The sequence below is a fragment of the Pseudoalteromonas sp. AOP31-A2-14 genome (genome assembly GCF_052378035.1).
In the GTDB taxonomy this organism is placed as follows: Bacteria; Pseudomonadota; Gammaproteobacteria; order Enterobacterales; family Alteromonadaceae; genus Pseudoalteromonas.
The window spans coordinates 3,002,284-3,015,423 of the sequence record NZ_JBQSXI010000001.1 but is presented as its reverse complement, the minus strand read 5'-3'; the positions used below and the strand labels follow the sequence as shown (position 1 = coordinate 3,015,423).

12 protein-coding genes and 2 pseudogenes are annotated in these 13,140 nt (G+C 40.4%); 10 read left to right on the top strand and 4 right to left on the bottom strand.

Features of this window, described 5'->3' with window-relative positions; all coding sequences use genetic code 11:
• Window positions 1-43: 43 nt before the first annotated feature.
• Window positions 44-2,506: a penicillin-binding protein 1A gene (locus ACT3S9_RS13955; protein ID WP_441994666.1), complete on the bottom strand. Its 2,463-nt coding sequence runs from the start codon at window positions 2,504-2,506 to the stop codon at window positions 44-46.
• 132 nt (window positions 2,507-2,638) lie between these two features.
• Here ACT3S9_RS13955 and ACT3S9_RS13950 point away from each other — a divergent pair, with 132 nt between their 5' ends.
• The 3 genes and pseudogenes from ACT3S9_RS13950 to ACT3S9_RS13940 form a co-directional block, all read left to right on the top strand.
• Window positions 2,639-3,721 (top strand): pilus assembly protein PilM, encoded by a 1,083-nt coding sequence (locus ACT3S9_RS13950; protein WP_441993102.1) that lies wholly within the window; start codon window positions 2,639-2,641, stop codon window positions 3,719-3,721.
• On the top strand, window positions 3,709-4,281 hold the full coding sequence (locus ACT3S9_RS13945; RefSeq protein WP_441993101.1) for a PilN domain-containing protein: 573 nt from the start codon (window positions 3,709-3,711) through the stop codon (window positions 4,279-4,281). The genes ACT3S9_RS13950 and ACT3S9_RS13945 overlap by 13 nt, the downstream gene beginning before the upstream one ends.
• A pseudogene (locus ACT3S9_RS13940) lies at window positions 4,271-4,540 on the top strand (pilus assembly protein PilP); the annotation flags it as partial. The gene ACT3S9_RS13945 and the pseudogene ACT3S9_RS13940, both read left to right, overlap by 11 nt.
• Here the strand turns inward: ACT3S9_RS13940 and ACT3S9_RS13935 are convergent.
• Window positions 4,538-5,674, bottom strand: a complete 1,137-nt coding sequence (locus ACT3S9_RS13935; protein WP_444750999.1) for an ISAs1 family transposase — start codon at window positions 5,672-5,674, stop codon at window positions 4,538-4,540. The pseudogene ACT3S9_RS13940 and the gene ACT3S9_RS13935 sit on opposite strands and share 3 nt — an antisense overlap.
• A 69-nt stretch (window positions 5,675-5,743) precedes the next feature.
• Between ACT3S9_RS13935 and ACT3S9_RS13930 the strand changes: the two are divergent.
• The 7 genes and pseudogenes from ACT3S9_RS13930 to ACT3S9_RS13900 form a co-directional block, all read left to right on the top strand.
• Window positions 5,744-6,109 (top strand): annotated as a pseudogene (locus ACT3S9_RS13930) (type 4a pilus biogenesis protein PilO); the annotation flags it as partial.
• Window positions 6,106-6,642: a pilus assembly protein PilP gene (locus ACT3S9_RS13925; protein WP_441992808.1), complete on the top strand. Its 537-nt coding sequence runs from the start codon at window positions 6,106-6,108 to the stop codon at window positions 6,640-6,642. The pseudogene ACT3S9_RS13930 and the gene ACT3S9_RS13925, both read left to right, overlap by 4 nt.
• Complete coding sequence (locus tag ACT3S9_RS13920; protein ID WP_441992807.1) at window positions 6,629-8,713, top strand: type IV pilus secretin PilQ; 2,085 nt, start codon at window positions 6,629-6,631, stop codon at window positions 8,711-8,713. The genes ACT3S9_RS13925 and ACT3S9_RS13920 overlap by 14 nt, the downstream gene beginning before the upstream one ends.
• Window positions 8,714-9,211: 498 nt before the next feature.
• Window positions 9,212-9,730: a shikimate kinase AroK gene (gene aroK / locus ACT3S9_RS13915; protein ID WP_441992806.1), complete on the top strand. Its 519-nt coding sequence runs from the start codon at window positions 9,212-9,214 to the stop codon at window positions 9,728-9,730.
• A 26-nt stretch (window positions 9,731-9,756) separates the two neighbouring features.
• A complete protein-coding gene (gene aroB / locus ACT3S9_RS13910) occupies window positions 9,757-10,827 on the top strand; it encodes a 3-dehydroquinate synthase (RefSeq protein WP_441992805.1) in 1,071 nt (356 codons plus the stop codon).
• Entirely contained in the window at window positions 10,827-11,453 is a 627-nt protein-coding gene (locus tag ACT3S9_RS13905) for a hypothetical protein (protein WP_441994664.1), read from the top strand. Before aroB ends, ACT3S9_RS13905 begins: the two co-directional genes overlap by 1 nt.
• A 152-nt stretch (window positions 11,454-11,605) precedes the next feature.
• Window positions 11,606-12,460 carry a Dam family site-specific DNA-(adenine-N6)-methyltransferase gene (locus ACT3S9_RS13900; protein ID WP_441834095.1) on the top strand — a complete coding sequence of 285 codons (855 nt, stop codon included), beginning with the start codon at window positions 11,606-11,608 and terminating at the stop codon, window positions 12,458-12,460.
• Here ACT3S9_RS13900 and ACT3S9_RS13895 read toward each other — a convergent pair.
• Together ACT3S9_RS13895 and ACT3S9_RS13890 are read right to left on the bottom strand one after the other, a co-directional pair.
• Window positions 12,423-12,608 (bottom strand): DUF2970 domain-containing protein, encoded by a 186-nt coding sequence (locus tag ACT3S9_RS13895; protein ID WP_441834096.1) that lies wholly within the window; start codon window positions 12,606-12,608, stop codon window positions 12,423-12,425. The two genes, ACT3S9_RS13900 and ACT3S9_RS13895, sit on opposite strands and share 38 nt — an antisense overlap.
• A 3-nt stretch (window positions 12,609-12,611) precedes the next feature.
• Window positions 12,612-12,908 (bottom strand): hypothetical protein, encoded by a 297-nt coding sequence (locus ACT3S9_RS13890; protein WP_441992804.1) that lies wholly within the window; start codon window positions 12,906-12,908, stop codon window positions 12,612-12,614.
• Between the last annotated feature and the right edge of the window lie 232 nt (window positions 12,909-13,140).

The following is a 13,140-nucleotide window of genomic DNA, read 5'->3' as shown; positions in this document are numbered from 1 at the left end:
TATGCTGGCATTTTTGTTTGTTAACTTAAGTTTTGCCGTTGAATTAAAACAGTTCTTCTTCTGTTTTGGTTTCTTCTTCAAAAACATTGACCGGTTGCTGCAATACATACTTGGTAGGCGAGGTGCCTTTAGTAAAGTACTCAAATCGACTGGTGTAATCGTTTTTGTGGCTTAACAATCCAGTAGCTAAGTCGATACGCACTGATACAAGGCCTTCAGGCGGCTCTATTGGCGCTTCAGGTTTATCTTTAAGGGCAAACTTCATATAATCAATCCACGCAGGCTGGGCAGTTTTAGCGCCAGACTCTGCACCTGATATTTGTCCGCTATCAAGGTTGCTGTTATATGTTGAGCGTCCTAATGGATTACCGGGGTTATCAAAGCCCACCCAAACAGTGGTCATTATGTCGCGGTTAAAGCCACTAAACCAAGTATCGATAGAGTCATTGGTGGTCCCTGTTTTACCCGATAAGTCACGACGTTCTAAAGATTGTGCTCGCCAACCTGTGCCACTCCAACCGGTTTTATGAGCCCAGCTGCCGCCGCCCCAAATTGCGCTATTCATCGCATCAGCTATTAAAAACGCATTTTGCTTTGAAATAATACGCGGCGCGCAAGTAACAGAAGGAGGTTGCTTGCTAGGCTCTATCGTTTCATTATCACACGCTAATTCAGGCTCAGTTTTAAATAGCACGTTACCTGCGAAGTCCTGAACTTCAGTAATGAAATAAGGAGTGATTAAGTGACCGCCATTAGCAAAAGTGCTCATACCACGGGCCAGCTCAAGCGGTGTAATTGAAGCACTACCTAAAGCCAGTGACTCACTGCGGTTAATGTCGCTGTTGGCAAAGCCAAATTTTAGCAGGTGATCGGCAGTTCGTTGTAAGCCAACACCACGTAGTAAACGTACTGATATCACGTTTTTAGATTGCGCTAATGCGCGACGGATACGAATTGGGCCATTATAAACAGCAGGACTGTTTTTTGGCCGCCATGCTACCCCTTGGCTTTTATCCCATTGATTTATTGGGGCGTCATTTAAAATTGAAGCCAATGTATAACCACGTTCAATAGCCGCAGAGTAAATAAAGGGTTTGATATTTGAGCCTACTTGGCGTTTAGCTTGTACAGCACGGTTATACTGGCTTTGCTCAAAACTATAACCGCCAACAATGGCTTTAATACGGCCATCGTTTGGATCAAGCGAAACCAGAGCGCTCGCCGGTTCTGGTAGCTGGCTTAATATATAACTGCCATCGTCTTTTTTACGTAACCAAATTTGTTCACCCGGATTTAAAATATCTGTAGCCGCCTTCGGAGCATAGCTTTGACGGTAACGGGTAATATATTTACGTGCCCACTTTAAATTTTCCCAATCAAGAGTGGCGTGCTCTCCATTTTTCAAAAGTACTTGAGCGCTTTTTTCTTCTACCTTCATAACGGCAGCAGCCAAAAGTGGGCCAATTTCGTTAGCACTTTTTAGCTTTTCTAAAATATCACTTTCCGAGGGGGCCTGCTGGTTTTCAACATTCCATAAAATCGCTTCGGGGCCGCGAAAGCCATGACGCATATCGTAAGCATGTAAGTTATCAACTAACGCTGTTTGGGCTGCCTTTTGTACCTTAGAATCAACACTGGTATATACATTAAAACCGGAGTTGTAAGCTCGTTCATAACCATAACGAGCAACCATTTCGGCGCGCACCATTTCAGATATATAAGGAGCGTATAAATCTATTTCAGCGCCATGAAAAAACGCTGTAATTGGCTCTACTTTAGTTTCATCATAAACGGCTTTTGTTATATAGCCTTCAGCAAGCATGCGCCCTAGCACTACGTTGCGACGAGCCTTTGCACGTACGGGGTTACGAATGGGGTTTAATGCCGAAGGGGCTTTAGGTAAACCTGCAATCATTGCCATTTGCGCTAAGTTAAGCTCATTTAGCGTTTTACCGTAATAAACTTGAGCGGCAGCGCCAATACCAAATGCACGATTACCTAGCTCGATTTTATTCAAATACAAGGCTAAGATCTCATCTTTAGAAAGAACGTTTTCTATATGCAATGCGATGAAGATTTCTTTAACTTTACGAATGTAGGCTTTTTCGCGAGTTAAGAAGAAATTACGAGCAAGCTGCATGGTGATGGTACTTGCGCCTTGTTTCTTCTCACCTGTAGAAATGAGCACCATAGCTGAACGGACAATACCGATAGGATCGATACCTATATGTTGATAAAAACGATTATCTTCGGTTGCTAAAAATGCATCGAGTAATGGTTTTGGAATTTCCTCTATGGTCACAGGTATCCGGCGTTTCTCACCAAACTGATTGATCAGTTGACCATCACGAGAGAAGACTTGCATTGGAGTTTGCAATTGTACGTCTTTTAAAACTTGTACGCTGGGGATATCAGATTTAACATAGTAATAAAGACTGACTAGGGTAATCAGCCCTAAGAATGTGCAAATGATAAAAAATTGTAAAGTTCGTTTTAATAAAATCACTTATATTTCCCTGAATGGACTCCCAATTATAAACGGAGGCTGCTAGTATATATTGATTAAAAAATGAATAATATTTTTTTAGACTAAAAATTATAACTTGTTTATTATTAAAACAAAGGCCAAGTTACAAAAATGCTAAGTCAACTACTTAACAAGCCTTCATCGATGATGGTAGGAATAGATATTGGTTCACACACCATAAAGGCGGTTTTGTTGAATAAAACCGAAGACGGCGGCTACCGTCTAGAGGCGCTCGCTGTTGAGCCAATGCCAAAAGGTGCTATATCAGAGCGTTCAATACAAGATATTGAAGCGGTTGGAAATATTATTATCAAATTAAAGCGTCGCCTACCTAAAACAGTGCGCTCAGCAGCGGTGGCTGTTTCTGGCCAAACAGTGATCACTAAAGTTATTTTTATGGATGTCACGCTAAGTGATGTTGAATTAGAATCACAAATTGAAATCGAAGCCGATAGTTTAATTCCTTATCCACTTGATGAAGTTAGTCTCGATTTTGAAAAGCTGGGGACCAACGAAGCTGATCTGAGTAAAATGAATGTACTACTGTCTGCTGCACGAACTGAAAGTGTAGAAGCGCGAGTAGGGGCACTAGAAACTGCCGGTTTAAATGCTAAAGTAGTCGATGTAGAAAGCTACGCATTAAGCCGAGCCATGGATGTGTATTATCAACAGTTGCCTAGTGATGCGTTTAATAAATGCGTTGCTGTAGTTGATATTGGCGCAGTATTGACCTTAGTGAGTGTGGTTCAGGCGGGTGAAACAATTTATACCCGTGATCAAGTATTTGGTGGCGACCAATACACCAACAGCATTGTTAATTATTACAATAAGGGTTTTGATGAAGCTGAAATAGGCAAAACCACCGGTGATCTTCCTCCTAATTATACATTTGAAGTGCTTGCACCTTTTCAAACCTCATTACTACAACAAGTGCGCCGTGCTGTACAAATGTTTTTAACCACCAGTGGTAAAGACAAAATAGATTATATTGTACTGACTGGTGGAACAGCCATGATTGATGGCTTAGATCGTTTGTTAATTGAAGAGTTAGGTATTCATACTGTCGTTGCTGAACCTTTTGCGGGTATGGATATATCTGCAAAAGTTGACCGTAATATCTTGCAGCGTTACCGTACGCAGTTTGCTATTGCAACCGGCTTAGCACTTAGGAGCTTTTCATCATGCCATATATAAACTTACTGCCTTGGCGTGAGCAGCGACGTAAGCAATCGCAAACTAAGTTTGTCACTATCGTGTGTGCTGTTGTGATACTAAGCTTTTTAAGTATGTATTTGTTGAGCACTTTTTACGGTAATTTGCGTGATGGTCAAAATGTAAAAAACAACTTTTTGAGTACGAGAATCAGTCAGCTTGATATGAAAATTCGCGAAATCCGCGAACTTGATAAGAAAAAAGAAAACCTTCAGCAACGTATGCGCCTTATTGAAGAGCTGCAAAGTAGCCGTAATCTAGGTACGCAAATAATGGATGAAGTCGCAAGCATTGTCCCCGCAGGTGTCTATTTAACAAAGCTGGAACGCCGCGGTAGTGCTATTCATGTGGTGGGTCGTAGTGAGTCTAATAATCGTTTATCAACTATGCTGCGCCAAGTGCAAGGCTCGTACTTATTAGAGCGTCCATCTATGCAAGGGATTGTTGCCGGAGAAAAATCTTCTCGTTTATTAAGTGATTTTAATATGGAGTTTTATGTTAAACCCTTTGGTAAAATAGGTGAGAAAAATAATGAGCCTTGATATCAAAGCGTTAACAGAGATTGAGTGGAGCGAAATCGAGCTTGAGAATGTTGGTGATTGGCCTGTTATTGTAAAAATAATTTGCTGTACTTTTGTTGCTGCATTGGTATTGTTTTTTAGCTATAGCCTCTTAGTATCAGATGAAATAGATAGCTACCACAGTGCAGTCGAAAAAGAATCAGAGCTGCGCTCTACCTACCAAATAAAATATGCGGTCGCAATCAATTTGGATATTTATCGCCAACAAATGGCACGGCTAGCGCATTTTAATCCCAGACTCTAGCAGGGTTGAGCGGTAATCATCGTCTAGCCCTGCCATTTTCTTTTTCCTCGCCATACTTGCTGACTTAGATGCATCTTGTTTAAAAAGCGCCATGGCTATCTTTCGCATTACATTAAACATTAATGGCCCTTGAAGTTTGCGTATTCTCGATTCATCTTCTCTGAAGTTCATATCAAGCATCCAATGCATGCTTTCAACCTGCCAGTGACTGCGTACTGCATTGAGTGCTTGCGCTGCATTTAAGTCTAATGAACTTATATACCAGCGTGTTTCAGTGGTATCCGACCCTGCCGACTTATCATGAACTTCAGCCCTGACCTTAATAATACTCGTTAAGCCAGGCCAACGATAATCCTTGCCTAGCCAGCTTTTATCTATAAGTAACTGCTGGCATGTACGTGTTTCAACACGCCCATGTCCTGAGCTTATTTCGGTATGTTCATCACAATTATGCTTAGTTAACCTTTCACGCTCGCACTTGTGCCACCACGCTTCTAGTTCCTTTTGCATGCCTGAATGATTACCTTTAAGTGCAAGAATATAATCTGCTTTTTGTTGGATGATTTGTTTTGCTATTTCTTGTTGGCATCCCATCGCATCTAACGTAATGATACTGTTTTCAATATCGAGCAGGGTGAGTAATTCTGGTATTGCGGTGATTTCATTTGTTTTATTATCAACAGCCGTCTGCCCAAGCACTAACTGGTGTTGGCAACTCCATGCACTGACCGTGTGTAAGGCACTTTTTCTGTCTTTTGTGGTAAATGAACGCCGTGCGGTTTTGCCATCGATAGCGATGATATCTGCACCTGTAGTTTCAATCAGTGATGATATCCAAGATTGAAATGCCCTTTCTATTTCATTTGCTTTTAACCGACACATGACGCGAGCAATCGTGTCATGTTTTGGAATTCCTGCGTTGAACGTGCCGTATCTTTTTAACCAATCAAGCTTTAGGTGCCCAAAGTCTTCAATATCTTCCCATCCTTCTGCACCAGAGAGTACAGCGCTAATAGCAAGGAGAAGAATATCGATAAGTTCATGCTTTTTACAACGTTCAATGCGAGGATCTGTAATTGAATTAAAATGTTTCAGAAAAGTAGTGCTCATATTTATGCGACCAAGTAATTATTATGCCTTGATCTGATCACTACTTGCTCTATAAGTTCAATTTATAATGATCTTGCCGTGCAACAAATGGTTGAGATGGAAGAAAAGTTTTCGCAGTTGTTAAAGCGCTTACCAACCTCAAATGAAACCCCAGGCTTATTAGATGACTTGTCCTATGTGGGGACGACCAGTGGTTTAACCTTTTTAAAAATAGGCTGGCTTCCTGAAATCAAAAAAGAGTTTTATACCGAGTTACCAATTAAAATTGAAGTGGTCGGCACTTACCATGAATTTGGTGATTTTGTAGATAAGGTGGCGCAGCTACCGCGTATTGTTAGTTTGCATGACTTTTCAATTAATACCTCCGGCGACAGTGAGTTAACTTTTAGTGTGGTTGCAAAAACTTATCGTTATGAAGAGGGTATTAAAAAGTGAAAAAATTAATACTGGTGCTCTCAGTTGCCTTTATATTATCTGCTTGTAACGATGATACGACAAAACAAAAAGAGTTTATTGACCAAGTTAAGGCCAGTACGACACCTAAAGTAGAGCCTATTTTGGAATTAACTCAATTTGAGCATTTTGAGTACAATGCTGGAAAAATGCGCAGTCCATTTGTGGCACCACAACCTGAAATTATTCAAAGCAATTTAGTGCAGGTAAAAAACTGCTTACACCCTGATCCTGAACGTCCCCGAGAGCCACTTGAGAAGTACCCGCTGGATAACTTAGCGATGAAAGGCACGCTAGGCAGCAATAGCAAAGCATGGGCACTGATAAAAGCTGCTGACAATACCTTGCATCGCGTTAGTGTTGGTGATTATTTAGGGCTTCAGCATGGTGAAATAAAAGAGGTAAAAAGTGATTACATACAGTTGCTGGAATTAATTCCCGACGGGTCTGGTTGTTGGAAAGAGCGTCTGACTAAGCTTGAAATGTTAGAGGCTGGATCAAATGGCGCAAGTTAAAAAAATAAAAGGTAAGAATAAAATGCATAAGGGAGTATCCTTGAACAGCCATATTAAACACTTCATATTTGCTGCTGTTGCCCTCGTAATGACGCAGTCAGCGCTTGCTGAGCCACTGCTGTATGATGTTCGCTACAATCCACTTTTAGCCGGTGAAACTGAGCTACAGTTGGTATTTGATGAAGAGCTAAAAGAAAAGCCAAAAGTGCAAGTGTTTAATAGTCCTGCACGTATCGAAATGTATTTTAAAACGGTTTCTTTTGAAGAAGGGCTTAGTGAAGTTGCAGTTAATCAAGCTGGCATTCAAAAGGTAAGCACGAGTGCGCGTGATGATGGTATTAAAGTCACGGTGCATTTAGACAAACTAAAAATATACCAAACAAGGGTTAATAATAACCTTGTTTCATTGCATGTTTCCGATAATCCGATAGGTGAAAAGCAGAACAGCAATACGGCTGCTAATGCTGCGGGGGATTATATAAATACCATTCAATCACTGGATTTTCGCCGTGGTGAGAAAGGCGAAGCGCGTGTTTTAGTTTTTTTACAAGATACACAAGCCGTCGTTGATGTTCACGAAAGTGGAGGCAAAATTTATGCTGAATTTCATCATACCGATATCTTAGATGATCTACTGTACGAACTCGATGTACTCGATTTTGGCACTGTGGTTAGTACTATTGAAACATTCAAAGAAGAGAATAAAACCCGCATTGTAATTGAGCCTAATTCGGCATTTAAATATAACTTCCAGCAACTTGAAAATATCTTTACCTTAACGGTAGAAAAAGATGATACCCAGCGTTCATTTTTAGAAGGTGGTAAAGAGTATTTAGGGCGTCCAATGACGTTAAACTTTCAAGATATTTCGGTACGTGCGGTACTACAAATTATTGCCGGTTATAACGATTTTAACTTAGTAACTAGTGACTCTGTAACCGGTAATATTACTTTACGACTAGATGGAGTGCCATGGGATCAAGCCTTAGATGTAGTACTGAAAGTTAAAGGTCTTGATAAGCGCATGGATGGCTCTATTTTAATGGTTGCTCCTGCTGAAGAGCTTGCCGCCCGAGAAGCTAAAGAATTAAAGGCTAAGCAACAAGTTGAAGATTTAGAGCCACTTTATAGTGAATATATTCGCTTAAATTACTCTAAAGCCGAAGAATTTGCCGATCTTTTAAAAACCGATACCAACAGTATTATTAGTCAACGTGGCAGTGTGTCGGTTGATAAGCGCACTAATACCTTATTAATTAAAGACACCGCAAAGAGTATTGAAAGCGTTCGCCGTATGGTTGAAACTCTCGATATTTCAGTTAGACAAGTCGTTATTGAGTCACGAATGGTAACAGTGCGCGATAACGTACAAGAAGACTTAGGTGTGCGCTGGGGATTTAGCGACCAGCAAGGCAGTGACGGTATTTCTGGCACCTTAGAAGGGGCTGATACTATCTCAAATGGCACGATCCCAAGTATTTCTGATCGTTTAAATGTTAATTTGCCTATTTCTAACCCGGCGGGCAGTATTGGTATGCATGTAGCCAAGCTTGCCAATGGCACATTAATTGATTTAGAGCTGACGGCTTTAGAGGAAGAAAACCGCGGTGAAATTATCGCAAGCCCACGTATTACGACAGCGAATCAACAAAAAGCGCGCATTGAACAAGGTACAGAAATTCCTTACGTTGAAGCAGCTTCAAGTGGGGCAACGACGGTTAGCTTTAAAAAAGCAGTTTTAAGTTTGGAAGTAACCCCGCATATTACTCCCGATAACAAAGTTATTTTGGATTTAGTGATTACCCAAGATACTCGCGGTGATACAGTGCAAACACCAACAGGTCCTGCGGTTGCAATTGACACTCAGCAAATTCAAACACAGGTGTTAGTTGAGAATGGTCAAACAGTGGTACTAGGTGGTATATTCCAACAGCAAATTATTAACTCAACGAAAAAGGTGCCTTTATTAGGCGATATTCCATACCTTGGAGTGTTGTTTAGAAGCACGAGTGAGTTTAATGAAAAGAAAGAGCTATTGATTTTTGTTACTCCAAAAATACAAATAGACTAGGGCCTGTTGACCTTTCAAGGTTAAATTTGCAGCAGTCTGTTTGGTATTTAGGCAAGGCAGCGCCTATGTGGTGTGGTTATTCCCCATAAATAGGCGGTAACGCAGCATTAATGCCAAACAGGCGCTGTCCAAAGGGTTCTGCCTAGGGGCGATTAACTCTTTGTTGCCTACATGGATGTAGGTAAGGGGCGTGAGCAGGACGCGGAAGTTTTGCTCGGTTTTTACTTAGCCCACTAGGTTACAAACCTCGCGCCGCGATTAAACCGCCCCGAGTTTGAACAAATTTTAATCCGCAAAGATCAACAGGCCCTAATTTACACTGGTTTTTTCTTAATCAAGAGCTAATAAAGTTACTTTATTAGCTCTTATATGGTTTTTTGTTCTAATTGACTTGAAATACCCCGGCAATTACTGAGATAATCCCCTCCTTAATTTTGGGGCCAGGTCGTTAGGCGGGGTTTTTATTTCAAATTTTAGAGTTCGTTTGTACTAAAAGATATGGCTGAGAAACGTAATATATTTCTAGTTGGTCCTATGGGGGCTGGCAAAAGCACAATTGGTCGTCACATTGCTGACCAATTACACCTTGAATTTGTCGATTCTGATCAAGAAATCGAGCGTCGTACAGGTGCAGATATTGCCTGGGTGTTCGATCTTGAAGGTGAAGAAGGCTTTCGACTTCGTGAAGAAGGCGTCATTGGAGACTTAACCGAAATGCAAGGTATTGTACTTGCTACTGGTGGTGGTTCAGTGATGAGCAAAGAAGTTCGAAACAAACTTTCGGCTCGCGGTATCGTTGTATACCTTGAGACACCAATCGAGAAACAGGTTGCACGTACGCAGCGCGACAAGCGTCGCCCATTACTGCAAACAGCAGAAGCACCTCGTGACGTGTTAGAACGTCTAGCGGAGGAGCGCGAGCCATTATATAAAGATGTGGCTGATTTTGTTGTACGCACTGATGAGCAAAGCGCTAAAGTTGTTGCTAATCAAATCATTGAGAAGTTAGATTTTTAAAGAACAATAATCAAGGAAGCTAAGCGATGCTTGAATTAACTGTTAATTTAGACGAGCGAAGTTATCCTATTTATATTGGTCCATCTATACTTCAACAGACAGGCCTGTTGCTTGAGCACATCGGCGACTGTCGACCTATTATCATCACTAACGACACCATTGCACCTTTATATTTAGATAATGTAATGGCGTTGTTAGCTGAGGTAAATCCACTTTCATTTATTATTCCAGACGGTGAGCAATTTAAGTCGCTCGAATGGTTTGAGAAGATATCTGCCTTCCTGCTAGAGAATAACTGTGGTCGTGATACTTGCTTAATTGCTTTAGGTGGTGGGGTTGTAGGCGATTTAACAGGCTTTGTCGCTGCGTGTTATCAACGCGGTGTGCCTTTTATTCAAGTGCCAACTACCTTGCTATCGCAAGTTGATTCGTCTGTGGGTGGCAAAACAGCGGTGAATCATCCTTTGGGTAAAAACATGATTGGGGCATTCTATCAGCCACAAGCTGTGTTTATTGATACCGAATCTTTGCATACACTTCCCACTCGTGAGTTTGCAGCGGGAATGGCAGAAGTAATCAAGTATGGCTTAATTTACGATACTGAATTATTTAGCTTTTTAGAGAATAACTTAAAGCAATTAAAAGCACTTGATGAAGAAACCTTGCAACATGTTATTTATCGCTGCTGCGAAATTAAAGCATTAATTGTTGCCGAAGATGAAAAAGAAGCGGGTTTACGGGCATTGCTTAACCTTGGGCATACTTTTGCGCATGCAATTGAAGCGCAAATGGGTTATGGCAAATGGTTACATGGCGAAGCCGTTGCTACAGGTATGGTGCTTGCGGCAAAGCTTGCACATACCCGCGGCGATTTAACGGCTCAACAAGTTACGCGTATTTGTGATTTAATCACGCGCTATGACCTAGCTACTAATATTCCAGAAAACATGACCAGTGAGCAGTTTTTGCACCACATGCGTAAAGACAAAAAAAATAAAAAAGGCACTATTCGTTTTATTTTACCGACTAAGTTTGGTCAATGCGCGCTGGTTGATGATGTTAGTGATCAACATGTTCGAGACTTAATCGAGCAATAATGCAGTCGCAAATCTTACCTGGCCGTGCGGCATTGGTTGATAGAATCGCGCTGCAGTTTGAATATGGGCAAAATCTCATCGCATTATTAGCTCCCTTAGGGATTGGCAAAAGTTACCTTCTCGAAACCTTTTTGACTGAAGACCACAGCAATCCTCGTTTGTTACTTGCTTGGCAGTCTGTTGAACACAGCAACAAAGTGGTGCACAAGCAACAAAGCTCATGGCGTGTTCATTTAACTGCATTACTGTTTATTACGCTGCTAATAATTGGCTTTTTATATAAGTCAGATATGACCGAATTGTGGCAGGATTACTATCAAGCAGAGCCAAGCTCATCTATAGCTACTGCGTTAGCTGTCGAAACTGTAACTCAAGCTAATAAGACTCAATCTGATATACAAACAGAAACAATTAAAAGTGCTGAAAATAAGCAACTAGAGCCAAATAGTAAAAACAATATCAGCGATATAAATATTAAAGATAACAGCTCCCTTGGTGATGCGCTAATTGACTCAAGTAGCAATAATAAATTAAGCCAGCAAGCTAAAACTTATCAAGCTAAGCGTAATAGTCGTAGATGGTGGATTGTCACTTACGGTAGCTATTCCTCGCTTAGTGATGCATAAGTAGCGCTTGTAACCCTATCAGCTAAGGTGCCTAAAAATAAGCCGTTTTATAAGCAAATAAATAAAATAAAACAAAAAATAGTATTACTAGATCAGTAAACCAAAGTGCTTTAGTGTAAAATCATGCAACACCAAATTGAAGTAAAGAGCAAATGCAGCAAAAGAGTAGAGCCTTTTTAAAGTGGGCCGGCGGAAAATACAGCTTAGTTGATGATATTCGTGCACGTTTGATGCGAGCAAGTCAGCATGCAGATACTTTAGTAGAACCTTTTGTTGGGGCGGGCTCTGTATTTCTTAATACTCAATTCAAACATTATATTCTAAATGACATCAATGTTGATCTGATTAATCTTTACAATGAACTTAAGCGCTCACCCGATGAGTTTATTAGTGACGCAAAAAAATTATTTGTGGAGCTAAATAATCATCCTGAAGCGTATTATGAATACCGTGTGCAGTTTAATCAAAGCCGTGATATTAGCGAGCGAGCCATGTTATTTTTATACATGAATCGTCATGGTTATAATGGGTTATGCCGTTATAACCTAAAAGGTATTTTTAACGTTCCATTTGGTAAATATAAACGACCATACTTTCCTGAAAAAGAAATGTACTTTTTTGCTGAAAAAGCCCAACAAGCGACGTTTACTTGTTTAGATTACGCTGATGTATTTAAGTTGGTACCAGTAGATAATGCTGTAGTGTATTGCGATCCGCCTTACGTGCCACTGAGTAAAACTGCGTCTTTTACTTCTTATGCTAAAGGAGGTTTTAATTTAGATGACCAAGCTAACCTTGCTAATTTAGCTGAGCAAGCGGCATTTGAAAATAATACGCCAGTGCTAATTTCAAATCATGATACCGTTTGGACGCGAAAAATATACAGTCAAGCCATGCTTGATCAAATTCAAGTCAAGCGCACTATCAGTCCTAAAGGAGGAGGCCGTAACAAGGTCAGTGAGTTGATGGCTATGTACTTAGCACCCAAACCACTAACGAATAAATAGAGGCGACAAAAAATATAAACAGAATAAGCGCGATAGCAATAATGACGATAGGAGAGTGTTGTTGAAAGTCGGCTTGGCGTTTATGTTCTGACTGAACACCAAAAAATGCGGCTAGTACACTTTGTAATGCACTAAAAAACCGCATCATAATTTAAAAGCTCGGAGTGACTGAGCGAGATTTCTGCTCATCTGGACTACTGCTTAGTAACTCTAATAAATCTAAGTAATGAAATTGAGCACTACGACTATCACCCGCTAACCATGAAAACCAGCTAGAGCGTGTTTCATGTATCGGTATTTGACACGATGTGGTGTGTGTGGCGGTATTTAGTGTATTACTTTGACATTGTTCTGATGCTAACACTGCATCATCCGTTTTTGAAAAAAAACTTAAAGAACAAATAGTTAATACAGTCGCAATTAAGATCCCAATTTTAAAAGCACGCATATTTCGTTAACCTGAATTCGCTATATTAGCCAGAGCATAGCTAAAAAACGGTTAAATAACAAACTTAATTTACCTTTCATAGAAATAAAATAGTGTAGAATTAAAAGCTTAAGGTGAAATTTTTGTTTCAAATTAACTGTTTAAGAATTAATCATTAGGTTCGTTATTATAGAGTTCAAGCATTAATATATGCTTGAACTTGGGCAATAACTTGAATTGAGTTACATTAAGG